This is a genomic window from Nocardia sp. alder85J (assembly GCF_020176955.2).
GTDB lineage: Bacteria > Actinomycetota > Actinomycetes > Mycobacteriales > Mycobacteriaceae > Nocardia.
The window spans coordinates 99,723-118,224 of record NZ_JAIUCZ020000016.1 but is presented as its reverse complement, the minus strand read 5'-3'; the positions used below and the strand labels follow the sequence as shown (position 1 = coordinate 118,224).

Sequence of the window (18,502 nt, the reverse complement as noted above, 5' to 3'; positions counted from 1 at the left end):
GCATTCTCGGGGGCCGGACTCGATTCGTCGGCGGCGCGGTCGCGGCGGCGGGCAGGATCCGCCCGCCGCCGCCACCGGCTCAGCTCAGCAGCCGGGCGATGCCCTCGGCGACGCAGGCGGGCTTCTCGGCGCCCTCCAGTTCGATGGTGATCCCACGGATCGCCTCGATCCCGCCGGGTATGTCCTTCACCGCGACCAGCGTGACCCGGGCCCGGATGCGGCTGTCGACCGGGACCGGGGTGATGAAGCGAACCTTGTTGAGGCCGTAGTTGATTCCCATCTTCACCCCGCCGACCGTCACCGCCTGGTTCACCAGCGGAACCGACAGCGACAGCGTCAGGAAGCCGTGGGCGATCGGGCGGCCGAACGGGCCCGCCGCCGCCTGCTCCGGGTCGACGTGGATCCACTGGTGGTCGCCGGTGGCATCGGCGAAGGTATCGATGCGGGCCTGGTCGACGGTCAGCCATTCGCTGACCCCGATCTCGGTGCCGACCGCCGCCCGGAAAGCGTCGAAGTCCGGGAAATCCGTCACAGGAATCGCTCCTTCAGTTCACGTTTGAGCACCTTGTGGGTGGGGCCCAGCGGCAGTTCGTCCAGGAACTCGACCCGCCGCGGATATTTGTACCGGGCGACGTGCTCCTTGGCGAAGTCGATGATCTCCGCGGCGGCGACCTCGCCGTCGGGGACGACGACGGCCACCACCTCCTCACCGTATTTCTCGTCGGGCACACCGATCACGGCGACCTGCGCGATCCTCGGATGACGCAGCAGCGCGGCCTCGACCTCGGTCGGGTACACGTTGAACCCGCCGCGGATGATCATCTCCTTGATCCGGTCGACGATCGTCAGGAAGCCGTCGGCGTCCACGACCCCGAGGTCACCGGTGCGGAACCAGCCGTCCACCACGGCGGTCGCGGTGGCCTCCGGATTGCCGATGTACTTCTCGAAGACGTTGTGCCCGCGCACCACCACCTCGCCGACCTCGCCCTGCGGCAGGAAGACGATCTCCTCCCGCACGGTGGGGTCGGCGATCTCGACGTTCACGCCCCACACCGGCTGCCCCACGGTGTGGGGTTTGATGCCCAGCAGCGGCTGGTTCACGGTCACCGTCGGCGAGGTCTCCGACAGGCCGTAACCCTCCAGCACCGGCGCGCCGTACGCGGCCTGGAACTCCTCCAGCACCGACGGCGGCAGCGACGCGCCGCCGGAGATGCAGAAACGCAGCTCCGGCAGCCGCTGGGCCTCCTGCGCCGCCTTGATCAACTCGACGAACATGGTCGGCACGCCGTGGAAGATGTTCACGCCCTCGGCCAGCATGAGTTCGACGGCGGCCGCGGCGCCGAACCGCGGCAGCAGCACCAGCGCGGCCCCGACCCGCCACTGCGAGTTCAGCGACACCGTCTGCCCGAACACGTGGAACAGCGGCAGCGCCCCCAGCGCGATATCGCCCGCGCTGACCTGGTTGGCGTCGTAGGTGTTGACCGTGGCGCACATGACCATGTTGAGGTGGGTCAGCTCGGCGCCCTTGGGCCGGCCGGTGGTGCCGCTGGTGTAGAAGATCACCGCCGGATCCAGCGGGCCGCGGGTCACGAAGGTGGGGATCGGCTCGGCGGCGACCAGGCTCTTCGGGTCGATGCTGGGGATGCCGGCCCGCGCGGCCGCGGCGTCGCCCACCGGCGCCACCGTCGGGTGCGCCAGCAGCAGTGCGGCGCCGCTGTCGCGCAGCACGTGTTCCACCTCGTCGGCGGACAGCAGCAGGTGCACCGGCACCACGACGCCGCCCGCGGCCAGGATCGCGTAGTAGGCGCGCGGGAAGTCCGCGACGTTCGGGCACATGAGCGCCACCCGGTCACCGGGCCGCACCCCGCGCTCGATCAGCGCCGCCGCCTGTTCCCGCACCTGCCGCCACATCTGCGCGAAGGTGATCCGCTGCTCGCCCTCGACCAGGGCCAGCCGATCGGGCACCCGCCAGGCGGGTTCGGCGAGAATGCTCGCCACCGACAACGTCGCTGTCATCGAATGCGCCTTCCTGCCGGTCGAATTCGGCCTACAGCCCCATGTCCTTGGCGATGATCGTCTTCATGATCTCGTTGGTGCCGCCGTAGATCCGGTTCACCCGGTTGTCGGCGTACAGCCGCGCGATCGGATATTCGTTGATGAAGCCGTAGCCGCCGTGCAGTTGCAGGCAGCGGTCGATCACGCGGGCGGCGACCTCGGTGCAGAACAGCTTCGCCGACGCGGCGTCGGCCGGGGTCAGGGTGCCGGCGTCGAGCGCCTCGATGCCGCGGTCGCAGACCGCCTCGGCGGCGTCGACCTCGGCCCGACAGGCGGCCAGCTCGAACTTGGTGTTCTGGAAGCTGGCGACCGGCTTGCCGAACACGTTGCGCTGCTGCGTGTACTCCTTGGCGAACCGGATCGCGGCCGCGGCCTGCGCGTAGGCGCCGACCGCGATCGACAGCCGCTCCTGCGGGAGGTTCTGGCCCAGGTAGGAGAAGCCGCGGTGCTCCTCGCCGAGCAGGTCCTCGACCGGCACCTTCACATCGGTGAAGGACAGTTCGGCGGTGTCGGAGGTGCGCAGGCCCAGCTTGTCCAGCTTGCGGCCGACGCTGTACCCCTCCGACGCGGTGTCCACGACCAGCAGCGAGATGCCGAAGCGGCGGTCGTCCTCGCGCGGCGCGGCCGTGCGGGCGCAGACGATCACCCGGTCGGCCAGCACGCCACCGGTGATGAAGGTCTTGGCGCCGTTGAGCACGTAGTGGGTGCCGTCCTCGGACAGCTTCGCGGTGGTCTTCATCCCCGCCAGGTCGGAGCCGGTGCCGGGCTCGGTCATCGCGATGGCGAACATGATCTCGCCCGCGGCGAAACCGGGCAACCAGCGCTGCTTCTGCTCCACGGTGGCGAGCTTCTTCAGGTAGGGCAGGCAGAGGCCGACGTGCACACCGGATCCGCCGACCGACACGCCGGCGCGGTGCACCTCCTCCATCAGGATGGCCTCGAACTTGAACGAATCGACGCCTGCGCCGCCGTACTCCTCCGGCACCTCGATACCGAAGACGCCCAGCTCACCCAGCTTGTAGTAGAACTCGCGCGGGACGATCCCGGCGGCGTACCACTGCTCGTGGTACGGCAGCACCTCGGCCTCGATGAACGCCCGGATGGTCTTGCGGAAGGCTTCGTGATCGTCGTTGTAGAGGGTGCGCTGCACGGGGTGACTCCTGGAGAGGGATACGGATCGGTACCGCATCGTCGCGGTGGGATTCGGGGCGGCGGTCAGCCGAGCGTGCTGCCGCCGTCGACGTAGAGGGTCTGGCCCGTCACGAACGACGCCTGGTCGGACACCAGGAAGGCGACCACGTTGGCGATGTCCTCCGGCTTGCCGACCCGGCGGACCGGCGTGGCGGCGGCGGCGTGCTCGGCCATCTGCTCGAGGGTGACGCCCACCCGGGCGGCGGTGGCGGCGGTCATCTCGGTGACGATGAAGCCGGGCGCGACGGCGTTGACATTGATGCCGTAGGGCCCCAGCTCGATCGCGAGTGTGCGGGTCAGACCCTGGACACCGGCCTTGGCGGCGGAATAGTTGGCCTGACCGCGGTTGCCGAGGGCGGACACGCTGGAGGTGTTGACGATCTTGCCGTACTTCCGCGGGACCATGTGCCGCTGCGCGGCCCTGCTGCACAGGAAGGCGCCGCGCAGGTGCACCGACATCACGGTGTCCCAGTCGTCGAGCGTCATCTTGTAGAGCATGTTGTCGCGGATGACGCCGGCGTTGTTGACCAGGATGTCCAGCGAACCCAGTTCGGCGGCGACATGATCGACCGCGTCGTTCACCTGGGCCTCGTCGGTCACGTTGCAGGCCACCGGGATCGCGATGCCACCGGCGGCGGCGATGCGGTCCGCGGTCTCCTTGCAGGCGCTCTCGTCGAGGTCGGCGATCGCGACGGCGATGCCGTCGGCGGCCAGCCGGGCGGCGGTGCCGGCGCCGATGCCGCGGGCGGCTCCGGTGACGAGGGCCACCCTGCGCATGTCACTCATGGATTCTCCTGACGCCGGGACGGGCCCCGGCGCAGGCGTCCACGCCGGTGCGCGCCGCCGAGCCCGAGGTCCGTCTTCTAACCAAACGTTGTTAGGTTACCTTCGAACGATATCCTAACAACGTTCGTTTATTCAAGGCATCGGGGTGGTCGGTGATAGGTTCGACACCCGTTCGACCTCTGGAGGAGGTGCACCATGGCCAGGCCCCGCGTGCCGTTGCTCAGTCGCGAGCGCATTCGCGACGCGGCGCTGGAGTTGATCGATCGCGACGGGCTCCCGGAGCTGTCCATGCGCAAGCTCGCCACCGAACTCGGCGTCTCCGCCGCCTCGCTGTACGGGCACTACCCCACCAAGGACGACCTGCTCGACGACATCGCCCGCGCGGTGATCGAGCGGGTGGACACCTCCGCCTTCGAGACCGCGCCCTGGCAGCAGGGGCTCACCGCCTGGGCCCGCTCGTACTGGTCGGCGCTGGTCGCGCACCCCAACTTCGTGCCCTATCTGGCCACCGGGCCGGGCCGCAGCGACGCCGGGCTGCGCATGGCCGATGCCGTGCACGGCGGCCTGGTCCGGGCCGGCTGGCCGCCGCGGGACGCCACCATGATCGGCGCCTCCACCCGCTACCTGGTGCTGGGTTCCACGATCGGCTCGTTCTCCCGCGGCTTCGTCGACGACGTGCAGGTGTACCGGGACCGCTACCCGCACCTCGAACAGGCCCACCTGCTGCGCGCCAAGGCCGACGAGATCGACACGCAGAGTTTCGAATTGGCCTTGCAGGCGTTCGTGGACGGGCTGGTGGTGCGGTACACCGCGATCCAGGGCCGCCGGGCCGCCCGGCGTCGCCGCCCCTGAGCCGCGCCTGCGGCAACCCGCCGCACGCAGCAGATCCGCGGCTCCACCGGAGCCGCGGATCATGTTGTACCGCATCAGATTCGGCCCACCGGCCGGGATCAGGCCGGGAAGCTCTCCCGCACCTGCGCCTCGGTGAGACCGTAATCCGCCAGGGTGTAGCGGTGATCCGGCTTGCGGTCGCCGATGCGGCTCTCCTCGTCCAGCGCGGACATCGCGGTCCGCGCGGCCTCGGTGAACGTCAGGCCGAAGGCATCGTAGATCCGCCCCACCGTGCCCAGCGGATCCGCCCGCAGTTCCGCGAAATCGATGTCCACGAACTGCGCCGGGTTGTAAAGGCTTCGCGCGGAGGTGAATTCGCGCAGCCCGCGCGACCACAACTCCAGCTGACTCGCGCCGATGCAGGCCCCGGTGAAGGTGTTCGACCAGCCACGGGTGGCGTGGTCGGACAGGCTGCACGACGAGGCCATCACGGTCACCGGATCCCGGTGCGTCTGCACGATCAGCGCGTCCGGGTAGGCGGCCATCAGGGCATCGAGGGCGAACAGGTGGCTGGGATTCTTCAGGATCCAGCGCCGGGAGTCGTGCAGTCCGATCAGTTGCAGGTTCTTCCGGTGCCGGACATAGGCATTCGTCCAATCCTGCCGTTGCAGCCACTGCGAATAGCCGGGCAGATAGGCCAGCGATTCGTAGGCCACGGATTTCACCGTCTGCCGCAGCAGCTGCCAGCACTCCTCGACATCGGCGGCGCTCATGTAGTGCACGCCCATGAATTCCGGATTCTCCACGTGATGCTGCGCGAATCCCGCCTCGAGCCGCCGGTAGACCGGGTTCTCCGGCCAGCTCTCCCGGGGCGGTCGCGGCTGCGGGAATTCCGCGAGCCACAGTTCCAGCGCCTGGTGGCCGGGATCGGCGGCCAGCAGCCGGTGCAGTGCCGTGGTGCCGGTGCGCGGCAGTCCGGTCACGAAGATCGGCCGCTGTACCAGGGTGTCGGCGTAGTCCGGATTCGCCCGCCAGGCCGCCTCGCTCAGCGCGCGGGCCACCAGCGCGCCGCGCAGGAAATAGCGATTCATCTTGCTGCCGAGTTCGGTGAGATCCGCGTCGCGGCGAAAGGACTCCAGCAGGACGCCGAGCGCCTCGGTGTAGTCGTCGATGCCGAAATCCTCGAGACCGCAGACCTTCGTCGCCGAGAAGTGCAGGTCCTCGACGGTGCCGACATCGGTACGGGGGGTCGTCATGTGTTCTCCTGGTGCCCGGTCAGACGTGGTACTCGCCGCAGTTGACATCGAGGGTCTGGCCGGTGATCGCGCTGGCCCAGTCGGAGGCGAGAAAGACCACGGCACGGGCGATCTCGTCCGGCTCGGGCAGCCGCTTCAGATCCGAGCGGCCGGCGGTCTGCTCGTACACCTGCTCGGCGGTGATGCCGTACTTCTTCGCCACCTCACCGAAGTACCACTTCAGCTGGTCGTCCCAGATGTAGCCGGGGGCCACGCTGTTGATGCGGATCCCCTTGCCGCCCAACTCCGTTGCCAGCGTCTGCGACATCGCCAGCAGCGCCGCCTTGGACAGTTTGTAACTGCCGTACCGCGGCTCGGAGTGCCGGATCACCATCGAATTGATCATCACCACCGACCCGCGGCTGTCCGCCAGCGCCGGGGTGAACGCCTTGGTCATCCGCAGCCCGCCCAGCACGGTCAGATCCAGGCTGTCGCGGATCTGCTGGAAGTCGGTGCGCTCCAGCGACTTCATCGACGGCACCGCGAAGGCGTTGTTCACCAGCGCGTCCACCCGGCCGAAGCTGTCGACGGTGCGATCCACCAGATTGGCCACCGCCGTGTCGTCGGTGATGTCGGTCGGCACCACCAGCGTCTCGGCGGGGGCGAGCGTGGCCGCCACCTCCCGCAACCGCGATTCGGTGCGGGCCGCCAGCACCACCTTCGCCCCGGCCTCCGCCGCCGCCCGGCACACCGAACGGCCGAGCCCCGGCCCGACCCCGCTGACGACGACCACCTTGTCGTCCAACATCGCTTTCAATGGAGCATCCTCTCCGCGAATCCGCGCTGCCGCTGCGCGATTCGCGCCCGCCAGCCGTCCTCGTCGATTCGATTGGTGTCGTGGAAGGGCAGTTGCGCCGCCACGTCCTCGATTCCGACCAGCGCGATCGTCGGGCCCTCGGCGGGCATGATCGGCCGGTGCGTGCGCTGCCAGCGGAACTGCATGATGCCGCGGCGGCGGCCGGTGGTCTCCACCCAGTTGGCGATGCCCGGATCGCGGGCCGAGATCACCAGCCGGATCATGCCGTCCGGATCCACCTGGGCCTGGGTGCTGTTCAGGCTGGTCTGATGGTTCACGTAGTCCAGCGAGATGTACCAGCGGCTGCCCAGCTGGAAACCCTGATAGGGCACATCGGATTTCGGTACGGTGACGACCAGCGCCTGATCCTCCTTCAGGTCGAAGTGACCGACCGAGGAGTACTGGGTGGACAGTCCGCCCGGGGTGAGCCGGGGCTCGGTGAGGGTGTTCACCGGCAGGTCCAGATAGAACCACTTCGGGAAGTTGAACCAGGTGTTGATGCGCTGCACCAGCATCCGTCCCGCCACCTGATACCGCCTGCGCAACACCGCGAGTCCCGGCTCGGCGGGCGCGGTGCCGGCGGTGTCCACCCGCTCGATCCGGATGGTGCCCTTGCGCTCGGTATTCCAGTCGCCGTATACCTCACGCACGGCCAGCATCGAGGCACCCTCGCCCAGCACGAAGTAGTTCGGCCCCGGATCGTCCTGCGGCGGCCCGAACCGCAGCTGATAGCTGCCGTCCGCGCCGATCTCCAGCCGCCGGTCATCGAAGGCGTCGTCACCGCCGGGCACATTGGTGGCGGTGTAATCCCCCTTGAGCACCTGGAAGCTGAGATCCACGGTGCTGCCCCGGGTCCCGGTCACCAGATACTCCGCCCCCGATTCGACGGCGGCGTGATAGTAGAGCGTATCCGGGTTGTCCAGGGCCATCTTGGTGGTCGGCCCGGTCGAGGACACGAACGACGGATGGCTGGTGCCGCGCACCCGGGCCAGTTGCAGACAGGCCGCGATGCTCCCGGCCAGATAGTCGTAACCCTCCGCCAGATCGTGCTCGTCGGTCACGAAATCGGCTGCGGCGATCAGCTTCTCGGCCGCGGCCACGGCCGCCAGGAACGGCTCGGTCAAGGGCGGCCCCGCCTCGATCGCAGTGCGAGGCCCCGCCTCGGCAGCACTGCGAGGCCCCGCCTCGGCAGCACTGCGAGGCCCCGCCTCGGCAGCACTGCGAGGCCCCGCCTCGGTGGTCACCGGTTGATCCATGAATTGTCCTCCTACGCTGGATGAACGATGGGGTGGAACACGGTCGTGGCACTACCTGCGGCGGCAACCGATCGGGGTACCGCCGCCGCATCCGGTCGTGCCGCAACCGGCGGGAGTACCGCCGCCGCGCCCGGTCGTGCCGCATGCGGCCGGAGTACCGCTGCGACAACCGGGTACAGCGCCGTGCGGCTGCCGGGCGGGCTGGTGTGGCGGGCAGTAGGCGGTGGTGCCATGGCGATCACAGGCGCAGCTCGGCGCGAATGTGCGCGGCGATCCGGGCCGGATCGCCGTCGTCGGGGGTGACGATCAGCTCCGGCTGTTCGGGCCGCTCGTAGGGCGAGTCGATGCCGGTGAAGTTCCGCACTTCCCCCGCGCGGGCACGGGCGTAGAGCCCCTTCGGATCCCGGCTCTCGCACACCCCCAGTGGGGTGTCGACGAACACCTCACCGAACGGTAGGCCCTTGTCCGCGTGTACCTGCCGCGCCTGCGCCCGTTGCGCCGCGAACGGACTGATCAGCGAGACGATCGCGATCACACCGGCATCGGCGAACAAGGCCGCCACCTCCGCCACCCGCCGGATGTTCTCGCGGCGGTCGTCGTCGCCGAAGCCGAGATCGGCGTTCAGCCCGTGCCGCAGATTGTCCCCGTCCAGCAGGTACGCCGGTCGGCCCGCTGCCACCAGTTGCCGTTCCAATTCCACGGCGATGGTGGACTTCCCGGAGGCCGACAGACCGGTCAGCCACACCGTGGCCCCGGCGTGCGGGCGCTCGTCCCGGCCGACCGCCGAACCGTGCCACACCACGTCCCCGGATCCGGGCCCGCGCAACCCGGTGTCGCGGGCGAGAATCATCCCCGCCGCCACCGTCTGATTCGTGGTCTCGTCGATCAGGATGAAACTGCCGGTGCGGCGATTGTCGCGGTAGGCGTCGAACATCAACGGCTGCCGCGCGTGCAGGCTCAACCGCGCGATGTCGTTGAGCGCCAAACTTTCCGCGCCCTCGATCCGGTGCAGGGTGTTCACGTCGAGCCGGTAGTCCAGCCCGGTGACCCGCACCCGCGTGCTCTGTCCTACGGTCCGCACGGCGTATTCACCACCGGGTCGCAGCACGGTGGAATCGGAGAACCAGCACACCATCGCGTCCAGATCCCGATCCAGATGCGGCCGGTTGCCCGGCCGGGCGATCATGTCCCCGCGCCCCACATCGATGTCGTCGGCCAGGGTCAGCGCGACCGCCATATCGGTGAACGCCTCCGTCACCGGCGCCCCACCGGGCCCCCAGATCCGCTCCACCCGGGTCGCCTTCCCGGACGGCAACAGCACCACCTCGTCACCGGGCTTGAAGATCCCGCCCGCCACCGTCCCCGCATAACTCCGTTGCGCCGCAGCGGTATCGACGGAAGTCGCGACGGCGTGAGCCGATGCCACCGCGCCGCCACCCACCCGCGCGGCCGTCGTGTGCGCCCCCAGATCCGGCGCGTGCCGGATCACGTACTGCACCGGCAGCCGCGCATCGATCAGGTTGCGGTCCGAGGCGATGTGCACATCCTCCAGATGCCGCAGCAACGGCGCCCCCGCGAACCACGGCATGTGCGCCGACGGCTCGACCACGTTGTCGCCGAGCAGCGCCGACACCGGGACGAAGCTCAGATCACCCACGGTCAGCTTCGCCGCGAAATCCGCGAACTCGGAACGGATCTCGGCGAAGCGCGCCTCCGACCAGCCCACCAGATCCATCTTGTTCACACACACCACCAGATGTGGCACCCCGAGCAGCGCCGCCAGGAAGGCGTGCCGCCGGGTCTGCTCCACCACACCCTTGCGGGCGTCGATCAGGATCAGCGCCAGATCGGCGGTGGACGCGCCGGTCACCATGTTCCGGGTGTACTGCACATGCCCCGGGGTGTCGGCGATGACGAATTTCCTTCGCGGCGTGACGAAGTAGCGGTGGGCCACGTCGATGGTGATGCCCTGCTCACGTTCCGCGCGCAGCCCGTCGGTGACCAGCGCCAGATCCGTGGCCGGATCCCCGCGTTGCGCGCTGGCCCGCTCGATGGCCTCCAGCTGATCGGTGAACAGATTCTTCGAGTCGTACAGCAGCCGGCCGATCAGTGTGGACTTGCCGTCGTCGACACTGCCGGCGGTGGCCAGCCGTAACAGATTGCGGCTCATCAGAAGTAGCCTTCCCGCTTGCGATCCTCCATGCCGGAGTCCGAGATCCGATCGTCGGCGCGGGTCGCCCCGCGCTCGGTCAGCCGGGTGACCGCGGTCTCGGCGATCACCTCGGCCGGGGTGGCGGCCCCGCTCTCCACACAGCCGGTGCAGGTGGCGTCGCCGACGGTGCGGAACCGGACCGTGGTCTCGCGCACCGTCTCGTCCGCCCGGGTGGCCAGGAATCGGTTGACCGCCAGCAACATTCCGTCCCGCTCGAACACCGGCCGCCGGTGCGCGTAGTACAGCGCGGGCAGTTCCACCCCCGCCCGGTCGATGTACTCCCAGATGTCGAGCTCGGTCCAGTTCGACAGCGGGAACACCCGGATGTGTTCGCCCGCACGGTGTCTGCCGTTGTAGAGATTCCAGATCTCCGGCCGCTGCGCGCGCGGCTCCCAGGCGCCGTACTCGTCGCGGAAGCTGAACACCCGCTCCTTGGCGCGCGCCTTCTCCTCGTCGCGGCGGGCGCCGCCGAACACCGCGTCGAACCGCCCCTCGCCGATGGCCCGCAGCAAGGTGGTGGTCTGCAACCGATTCCGAGTCTCCCCCGGCCGCTCCGTCGCCCGCCCGGCGTCGATGTCGTCCTGCACCCGGGCCACCAGCAACCGCGCCCCGAGTCGCGCGGCGGTCCGATCCCGGAACTCGATCACCTCGTCGAAGTTGTGCCCGGTGTCGACATGCAGCAGCGGAAACGGCAGCGGCGCGGGCCAGAACGCCCGGCACGCCAGTTCCAGCATCACCGCCGAATCCTTACCGCCGGAGAACAACAGCACCGGCCGCTCGAAGGTCGCCGCGACCTCCCGGAAGATGTGCACCGATTCGGCCTCCAGGGCCGCCAGATGCGACAGCTCGTATCCCGTCCGCATCACTGTCCCGCCCGCGTCCCCGATCGCCACCCCCGCACGCCGCCGCCCACAGGCCCCGCGGTTGAGGTGTCGGATATTCGACGCTATCGTTCGATATTGTGACACCGACGATAGGCCCGACCGGGCACGCCGGTCAAGAACCTGTTCTAGAAAACGAGCCGGAGACCGCCCCCTCCCCACCGACCCACCGCGTCGTACAGGTGGTCGAACTCCTGTCCCGGCATCCCGCCGAGCACCTGTCCCTGGCCCGGATCATCCGCGCCACCGGCCTGTCCCGCGGCACCGCGCACGCGATCCTCACCCAGCTCACCGCCGACGGCTGGACCCGCCGCGACACCGACGGCAACTACGGCCTCGGCCAGGGCCTGCTAGCGGTAGCCCGACGCACCGAGACCGCCTTCCCCCTGCGCCGCCTGGCCCGCCCCCCACTGCGAGACCTCGCCACCCACCACGACATCCCCGTCTTCCTCGCCGAACGCGACGACGACGCCATCGTCATCACCGAGGTCATCGGCACCCCCTCCCTCCCCTGGATCCGCCAGGGCCGCCGTCTCCCCTACGCCCCACCCGTCGCCCGCGAATTCGTCGCCTGGGCGCCGGATTCCGAGCGCCACGCCTGGCTGGCCCGCGCCGACCCCGCACAGACCACCCGCCTGGACGCGGTGCTCACCGCCGTCCGCACCCGCGGCTACTCCGTGGAACGCCTGGCCGACGAAGCCACCCCCCTGCTGGAAGCCCTTGCCGCCCTGCGCGACTCCCCCGTCACCGACCCCCTCCGCCGCCGCCTCGGCACCCTGATCGCCGACCTGATCACCGTCGACTACCTCCCCCACGAACTCGGCACGGAGAACGCCGTCGTCACCGTCGCCGCCCCGATCTTCCACGGCGACACCGTCACCGCCGCCGTCGTCGCCTGCCCCGACACCCGCCTCACCGCCGACGCCCTCGCCACCCTCGGCGCCGCCACGGTCGCGGCCGCACACACCGTCACCACGGCCCTGACGGCACCCCGCTGACCTTGTCACGCACACCCCGAGGCCCGCCCCGCCGCCGTACCCGGCGATGGCACTACACAGGCCGGGCCCGGAAACTCGGCCGGGACACGCCGAGCGACATTTCATACGCACTACCTGTGAGAGAAGGATTGCGCAGGCGGGGTCATGTTGGGCATACGTGTGCGATGATCGAGATGGGTTTAGCGTTGACTAAAGATCGGATCGAGCGAGAACTGGTGTGTGAGGGCACCTGGTACCGCATGTCCTATGCGGTGCGCAAGGACGGAACCCCGGCACCGGCCAGAGAGGTGATGACCTACCTCGAAGAGGGCACGTGGACGGAAGGGGAACTCACCAACATGCATGCCGACGAGCAGGTCGATGCCTACGCGCCACTCCTGCACACGATGCAGTACTTCGCGGACAACGGTGAAGGCCCCCGCTACGAGACGATGAACGGTCTCGGCGGCGGCATCTTCGAGTTCAAAGCACGCTCCGCACGACTTGCTTTCTACGACACTCCCGGAGACGGTACCCACGAGCCGAAGGAGAGGTACGTCGATCTCGAGAGCTCGACATGTCAAGCCAGTCCGACCTGGCATATTCCTGATCTGGACCGAGAGATCCGACTGTGCAACGGGTGGCCGAAGAAGAGCCGAACGGCCGTTCCCAGCGATATCGCCTTCGCCCGGAAGGTTCGTTCCGAGGATTTGAGTCATGACCGAGTCTGATACCGAATACAACCGGTTCGCGAATACACCACAGGGTGCCATACGGCTGGCCGCGGCAGACGCCACCTCGAAAGTGTGGCGAATTCTGCGCCGACTCGGCACCGTGACGGGACGTAAACAGAACCAGATCGCCGACATCCTCGACGTCACGGAAGGGCGTGTGTCACAAGTACTGAACGGCGACGGCAACCTGACCGTAGCCGCTCTCGCGAAATACGCTCGTGCGTACGGATATTCTGTCGACTTCGTCCTGACTCCCGTAGAGCCCGGAGTTCCGGAACTTCCGCGTGAACAGGTGCGTCGTCGCCGCTCCTCCGCATCGGTGCCCGGGCCCACACAGACCGTAACCGTTCACTACGCCGGGAACTGGGCGGCCCATGCGAACCAGTTCACGATCGTCGCGCTGAACTACGGGGACTTGACCGAACCCCGGCAATCCAAGAACACCAGTGCCGTTCCAGCGAAGATCCGGAGAACACGATGACCTTCAGTGTGCTGCTCCTGGCCGACCATGCAGCAGTCGCGGAGGGCGCCCTCTACGTCAACGGCGGTGGAATCAACCTGCTCGGAAAGGACTCGTTCCCGGCACCACTGAACGCCATGCTTGCCGCAGCCATCGACGTTCCGGTCGATCGGTTCGACACCCCGATCCAGTTCACGGTCACCGTCAGCGCCGGCGACGAGGACCCGGGCGAGATCGCACGCATCGATGGGGAGTTCGTCGCCGGCTTCACACCGGGAATCGATCTGCCACCCCATCCGGCCTCGAACCCTTTCGTGATAGACCTGCGGCCGTTGACAATTCCGAGGGCTGGGAACTACATCATCACGGCGCGGACGGGCGAGGTGGAGCAGAAACTGTACTTCAGCGTCATCAACGCATCCGCAGGCCCGATCGGTGACGAACTCGAATGAGAGACTTCCGTGTGCCGTAGAACAGCGCGGCTGCGCTCTGCTGCGTCGGGATTCCAGCGCCCGCACCATTTCCGCGCCGGATCGGTCCGCCCGGTACCGGGCGGAGACAACGCGTCAGCGCAAGTGGTACGCCACCGCCGGATCGCTGTCCACGTACTGCGCCCAGCTCTGCGTCCCCTCGGTGTGATCCGGACAGGTGTTGTACCCCGCGCGGAAGCTGCGGGCGACCGCGCCCGGCAGGCGTAGCGGCAGCACGCGGTGCGGGCCGCCGTGGCGGGCGCGCCACACCGCCGCCATCTCGGCCAGGGTCAGCACCTCCGGGCCGCCGAAGTCCTCGCGGCGCCACAGCGGCGGGCCGTCGATCACCTCGGCGACCCGGACCGCGACATCCTCCGCCGCCACCGTCTGGAAACGGAAGTCGGCCGGCAGCGGCGCTACCGGCAGTCGCTGCACGTTGTGCAGCACCGCGGCGATCAGATCGTGGAACTGGGTGGCGCGCAGGATCGTATGCGGCAGCAGGCTGCCCGCGACGATGTCCTCGCAGGCCAGTTTGCGCTGGTAGTACCGGAACGGGATCCGGTCGATGCCGACGATGGACACGTACAGCAGATGTGACACGTCGCCGATCTCGGCCAGCAGATTGCGGGTCTGCAACGGGTCCGGCTTCCCGAACTTCCGGAAATCCGAGGCGGCGTGCACGATCAGATCCGCCCCCGCGGCCGCGGCCCGCACCCCCGCGCCGGTCGTCAGGTCGCCGACATGGGTGCCCGCCCCCGCCCGCCGCGACAACACCCGGACGTCGTGCCCACGCACCCGCAACCGCGTCACGATGTGCTGCCCCAGCACGCCGGTACCGCCGGTAACCAGAACCGTTGCCATGCTGTATGCCTACCCGCGCAGCGGCCGCGGCCACAAGTGGATTCACGGTCACGATCGGGTCGCCGCGCGCACTCGCGGAAATCGGATTTCCCTCTGCCGGGAAGCCCTTTCGGGACAGCACGGCCGATGCCGCGGCGATCGCGCGACGCGCCAGGCGACAGTCGTCCGGCACGCCGACTCGGGCAGACGCCGCGCCCCTCATATGGTTAGCTGTGGGGTCATGAGCACGACGTTGGCCGCCATCCCTCCTGCGGAGTACGTACCTCGCGATACCGCGGATGTGGTTCGCACGGTGCGTGATTCACGCCCGCAACCGCTGACCATCCGCGGCGGCGAGCGCGAGCACGAGGACAGGCCCGTCGCGCCGGACCGCCGGGTGGTGCTGTCGCTGCGCCGGATGAACCGGGTGCAGGCGGTCGACGCCGACGCCCGGCTGGTCCGCGTACAGGCCGGCGCCCGGCTGTCCGATATCGACCGCACGCTGGGCGCGCACGGCCTCGGCCTGCCGGTCGTCGGCGACCACCGGGAGATCACCGCGGGTGGCTTCGCCGCGGTGGGCGGGCTCTCGGCGGCCTCGCACCGCTACGGCATGTTCAGCGACAATGTGATCTCCCTCGAATACGTCGATCCGGAGGGCCGGTTCGGCACCTGCGGGCGCACCCACCACAGCGACCGCTTCCGGCGCATCCTCGGCAGCGCCGGGCGGGCCGGCATCATCACCGCGCTCACCCTGGAGGCCGTCGAGGTCGACAAGGACCGCACCTGGCTCACCTCCGACGCGCACCGCTTCCTCGACTTCGACACCTTCGTCGAACATTCGCTGGCCGAGATCAACCGGCCCGGCGACGCCCTGCTCCAGGTCGGCCGCTGGGTCGACACCGCCCCGCTGCGGGTGGCGCGGCCGGTCGGCAGCGGCCAGTTGCAGCTGGGCACGGTCCGTTTCGGCCAGTGGTCGAGCCTGCACCCCGCCACCGCCACCCCGTCGCTGCGCGCTCGCCGCGAACTCGGCGCCCGCGCCCGCAAGGGCCTCGGCGCCATCGCCTCGCACGCCAGCGGCCGGGCCGCGATGCCGGTGCGGCACGCCGCCGCCGGCGCCCTCATGTTCGCCCCCAAGGTGCTGACGCTGCGCGACGCGGAATACCTGGCCGACACCGTGATCAGCTCGGCGGGTGAGCGCGGCCCGGCCTACCGGGTCGCGGTCTTCGCACCGCTGTCGAGCTACCACTCGGTGTTCCACCGGCTGCACGATCTGCTCACCGAGCGCCGCGAGCACGCCGACTGCTTCACCGTCATCTCCGCGCAGACCTACGGGGTGCGGTCGAGCTATCTGCACGAGCAGGTCGGCGAGGACCACGGCTACATCAGCTTCACCTGCCGGCTGCGGCCGCCGAGCATCTACCCGGGCACGCGCGGCACCGCCGAACTGCTGCGCGACATCGACGCCGCCGTCGACGACATCTGCGCCTCGGAACGCGGGCAGCGCTACCACATCCCCGACTAGATTCAGGACGACGGCAGGGCCATGAGGGTGGCCTGCATCAGCGCCACCGGGCGCGCGCCCGCGGCATCGGATACGACCTCGGCGGTGCAGACGGTGAGGGTGCGGCCGGATCGCACGACCGTCGCCGTCGCCAGAAACCGCTGTCCCACAGCCGGACTCATGAGATTGACCTTGAATTCGACGGTGAGGATGTCGCGGTCGAGCGGTTGCAGTGACATGGCCGCGTAGCCGCACGCCGAATCGGCCAGGGTGGTGATGGCGCCGGCGTGCACGAAACCGTTCTGCTGGCACAGATCCTCGCGGAACGGCAGCTCGAGCACGACGCGCCCGGGTGCCAGGCTGGAGATTCCGATCCCGAGCGTGGTGAGCAGGGTCTGGCGTCCGATACTGTCGCGCAGTCGTGCTTCCTGGGAAGAACTCAGCGCGTCTGCGATGTCCGGCATCGCCGGAGCTTAGCTCAGCACCGAACCGGCCCGTCACAAGCACGGAACCGCCCCCGGGAGATTTCCCGGGGGCGGTTCGGCTTCGCGACTACGTGGCGATCAGTGCTTCTCCGGTCCGATGTGGTACTCGAACACCAGTCCGGCCGCGGCGCTGAGGATGCAGACGACACCCAGCGCGATCAACCAGATCTGGAAGAACGCGAATCCCAGCGCGGTGATCGCGGCGGAACCGGCCAGCAGGATGGGCCAGAACGAACCCGGCGAGAAGAAGCCCAGGTCACCGGCGCCGTCGACGATCTCCGCATCCTCGAAGTCCTCCGGGCGCAGGTCGAGGCGCCGGGCGACGAAGCGGAAATAGGTGCCGACGATCAGGGTCAGGCCCGCGGTCAGCACGATCGCGGTGGTGCCGGCCCATTCCACGCCGGTCCGCGACTGGCCGGTGAAGAAGGCGTAGATGACCGCCACGATGATGAAGAACACCGTGAGCAGCTCGAAGATGCGTGCTTCGACCTTCATGTCAGATCACATTCCTCTTGCTCTCGGTTACTTGCTCTCGGCCTGGGTGGCTTCACGCGAGGTGCGCGAGGTGTCGAACGGGTGCGTGGACACCGCAGTCGGCGACTCGTGGATGTCGGCCAGCGCCTCGGCATTGGTCTTACCGGCCTGACGGTCGGCCAGATACTGCTGGAACTTCTCCGGCGACACGGCCCGGACCTCGAAGTTCATCATCGAGTGGAAAGTACCGCACATCTCCGCGCAGCGACCGACGAAAGCACCCTCCTTCTCGATCTTCGTGATCTGGAAGACGTTGTCGGAGTGGTTCTCCTTCGGGTTCGGCATCACGTCCCGTTTGAACAGGAACTCCGGCACCCAGAACGAGTGGATGACGTCCGCCGAGGCCAGCTGGAACTCGATGTTCTTACCGGTCGGCAGCACCAGCACCGGGATCTCCTGGCTGGAGCCGACGGTCTCGACCTTGTCGTAGTGCAGGTAGCTGATGTCCTGCGCGGGCAGACCGTGATCCGGGCCCGGCTGCGCGTGGCCGTTGGCGCGGCGCTCCTTGTACTCGTCGATGATCTCCTGGTTCAGGCCCTGCCGGGTGCTGTCCGCCCCGTCGTAGACCTGACCGTCGGGCCCGACGACCTTCTGGTAACCGAACTTCCAGTTCCACTGGAACGCCGTCACGTCGACGACCACGTCCGGATTGGAGACCTTCTCGTGCACGTAGTTCTGCACGACCACGGTGAAGTAGAACAGCACCGCGATGATCACGAACGGAATCGCGGTGTAGGTCAGCTCCAGCGGCACGTTGTAGCCGGTCTGCCGGGGGAACTCCGGGGAGGTCGCCTTCTTGCGGTGGAACGCGACGGTCCAGAAGGTCAGACCCCACACCAGCACACCCATCGCCAGCGCGGCGATGACCGACCACGTCCACAGCTCGCGCATCTTGGTCGCCTGCGGGGTGATACCCGACGGCCAGCCGAATCGCAGCACGGGATTGTCGATCGAGCAGCCGGAGACGAGCATCACGGTGATCCCCATGGCCACCGCCAGCCCGGCCCGCCGAAGGATGCGACCGCGCCCCGGTGCGGGGCGCGCTCCTGTCGCTTCGCTCGCCTTGTGCGTCACGCTCAACGCCTTCCTGGTCGTCCATCCGACTCATGAGCCCGTCCGGATGGCCGGACGGCACATATTCAGCACGTTCGGGCCGCTCCCGGGCTTTCCGCCCACATGCTGCCGGTCGTCCGCAACG

Annotated in this window: 19 protein-coding genes; 6 read left to right on the top strand and 13 right to left on the bottom strand. The window is 68.7% G+C overall.

Translation table 11 applies throughout. The annotated features are described in order from the left end of the window. Positions 1-79: 79 nt before the first annotated feature. From LBW94_RS40950 to fabG, 4 genes are all read right to left on the bottom strand, one after another. Entirely contained in the window at positions 80-532 is a 453-nt protein-coding gene (locus tag LBW94_RS40950) for a MaoC family dehydratase (RefSeq protein WP_225059819.1), read from the bottom strand. Beyond that, positions 529-2,016 (bottom strand): long-chain-fatty-acid--CoA ligase, encoded by a 1,488-nt coding sequence (locus LBW94_RS40945; RefSeq protein ID WP_225059820.1) that lies wholly within the window; start codon positions 2,014-2,016, stop codon positions 529-531. The genes LBW94_RS40950 and LBW94_RS40945 overlap by 4 nt, the downstream gene beginning before the upstream one ends. Positions 2,017-2,047: 31 nt before the next feature. After that, entirely contained in the window at positions 2,048-3,205 is a 1,158-nt protein-coding gene (locus LBW94_RS40940) for an acyl-CoA dehydrogenase family protein (RefSeq protein WP_225059821.1), read from the bottom strand. A gap of 65 nt (positions 3,206-3,270) precedes the next feature. Then, on the bottom strand, positions 3,271-4,032 hold the full coding sequence (gene fabG / locus LBW94_RS40935; RefSeq protein ID WP_225059822.1) for a 3-oxoacyl-ACP reductase FabG: 762 nt from the start codon (positions 4,030-4,032) through the stop codon (positions 3,271-3,273). Between the two features lie 195 nt (positions 4,033-4,227). Here fabG and LBW94_RS40930 point away from each other — a divergent pair, with 195 nt between their 5' ends. Beyond that, positions 4,228-4,884 (top strand): TetR/AcrR family transcriptional regulator, encoded by a 657-nt coding sequence (locus tag LBW94_RS40930; RefSeq protein WP_225059823.1) that lies wholly within the window; start codon positions 4,228-4,230, stop codon positions 4,882-4,884. Positions 4,885-4,982: 98 nt separating this feature from the next. Here LBW94_RS40930 and LBW94_RS40925 read toward each other — a convergent pair whose 3' ends face one another. From LBW94_RS40925 to cysD, 5 genes are all read right to left on the bottom strand, one after another. Next, on the bottom strand, positions 4,983-6,119 hold the full coding sequence (locus LBW94_RS40925; protein WP_225059824.1) for a sulfotransferase family protein: 1,137 nt from the start codon (positions 6,117-6,119) through the stop codon (positions 4,983-4,985). Between the two features lie 19 nt (positions 6,120-6,138). Beyond that, positions 6,139-6,906 carry an SDR family oxidoreductase gene (locus LBW94_RS40920; protein ID WP_225059874.1) on the bottom strand — a complete coding sequence of 256 codons (768 nt, stop codon included), beginning with the start codon at positions 6,904-6,906 and terminating at the stop codon, positions 6,139-6,141. A gap of 5 nt (positions 6,907-6,911) precedes the next feature. Beyond that, a complete protein-coding gene (locus LBW94_RS40915; protein ID WP_255634683.1) occupies positions 6,912-8,078 on the bottom strand; it encodes a hypothetical protein in 1,167 nt (388 codons plus the stop codon). Between the two features lie 370 nt (positions 8,079-8,448). Further along, positions 8,449-10,380 (bottom strand): adenylyl-sulfate kinase, encoded by a 1,932-nt coding sequence (gene cysC, locus LBW94_RS40910; protein WP_225059825.1) that lies wholly within the window; start codon positions 10,378-10,380, stop codon positions 8,449-8,451. After that, on the bottom strand, positions 10,380-11,285 hold the full coding sequence (cysD, locus tag LBW94_RS40905) for a sulfate adenylyltransferase subunit CysD (protein WP_225059826.1): 906 nt from the start codon (positions 11,283-11,285) through the stop codon (positions 10,380-10,382). Before cysD ends, cysC begins: the two co-directional genes overlap by 1 nt. Positions 11,286-11,383: 98 nt before the next feature. On the opposite strand from cysD, the gene LBW94_RS40900 reads away from it, so the two are divergent. The 4 genes from LBW94_RS40900 (at position 11,384) to LBW94_RS40885 (ending at position 13,926) form a co-directional block, all read left to right on the top strand. Beyond that, complete coding sequence (locus LBW94_RS40900; protein WP_225059827.1) at positions 11,384-12,301, top strand: IclR family transcriptional regulator; 918 nt, start codon at positions 11,384-11,386, stop codon at positions 12,299-12,301. Between the two features lie 164 nt (positions 12,302-12,465). Further along, complete coding sequence (locus tag LBW94_RS40895; protein ID WP_225059828.1) at positions 12,466-13,011, top strand: hypothetical protein; 546 nt, start codon at positions 12,466-12,468, stop codon at positions 13,009-13,011. After that, complete coding sequence (locus LBW94_RS40890) at positions 12,998-13,495, top strand: helix-turn-helix domain-containing protein (protein WP_225059829.1); 498 nt, start codon at positions 12,998-13,000, stop codon at positions 13,493-13,495. Before LBW94_RS40895 ends, LBW94_RS40890 begins: the two co-directional genes overlap by 14 nt. Then, the gene (locus LBW94_RS40885) at positions 13,492-13,926 is read left to right on the top strand and encodes a DUF6941 family protein (RefSeq protein ID WP_225059830.1); all 435 of its coding nucleotides are present in this window, start codon (positions 13,492-13,494) and stop codon (positions 13,924-13,926) included. Before LBW94_RS40890 ends, LBW94_RS40885 begins: the two co-directional genes overlap by 4 nt. A gap of 114 nt (positions 13,927-14,040) precedes the next feature. Here LBW94_RS40885 and LBW94_RS40880 read toward each other — a convergent pair whose 3' ends face one another. Next, complete coding sequence (locus tag LBW94_RS40880) at positions 14,041-14,805, bottom strand: SDR family oxidoreductase (protein WP_225059831.1); 765 nt, start codon at positions 14,803-14,805, stop codon at positions 14,041-14,043. Positions 14,806-15,025: 220 nt separating this feature from the next. Here LBW94_RS40880 and LBW94_RS40875 point away from each other — a divergent pair, with 220 nt between their 5' ends. Then, a complete protein-coding gene (locus tag LBW94_RS40875; RefSeq protein WP_225059832.1) occupies positions 15,026-16,306 on the top strand; it encodes an FAD-binding oxidoreductase in 1,281 nt (426 codons plus the stop codon). A 2-nt stretch (positions 16,307-16,308) separates the two neighbouring features. Here LBW94_RS40875 and LBW94_RS40870 read toward each other — a convergent pair whose 3' ends face one another. The 3 genes from LBW94_RS40870 to LBW94_RS40860 form a co-directional block, all read right to left on the bottom strand. Beyond that, complete coding sequence (locus LBW94_RS40870) at positions 16,309-16,749, bottom strand: PaaI family thioesterase (protein ID WP_225059833.1); 441 nt, start codon at positions 16,747-16,749, stop codon at positions 16,309-16,311. 99 nt (positions 16,750-16,848) lie between these two features. Beyond that, positions 16,849-17,265 carry a cytochrome c oxidase subunit 4 gene (locus tag LBW94_RS40865; protein ID WP_225059834.1) on the bottom strand — a complete coding sequence of 139 codons (417 nt, stop codon included), beginning with the start codon at positions 17,263-17,265 and terminating at the stop codon, positions 16,849-16,851. Between the two features lie 27 nt (positions 17,266-17,292). Beyond that, entirely contained in the window at positions 17,293-18,291 is a 999-nt protein-coding gene (locus LBW94_RS40860) for a cytochrome c oxidase subunit II (protein ID WP_225059876.1), read from the bottom strand. Positions 18,292-18,502 lie beyond the last annotated feature (211 nt).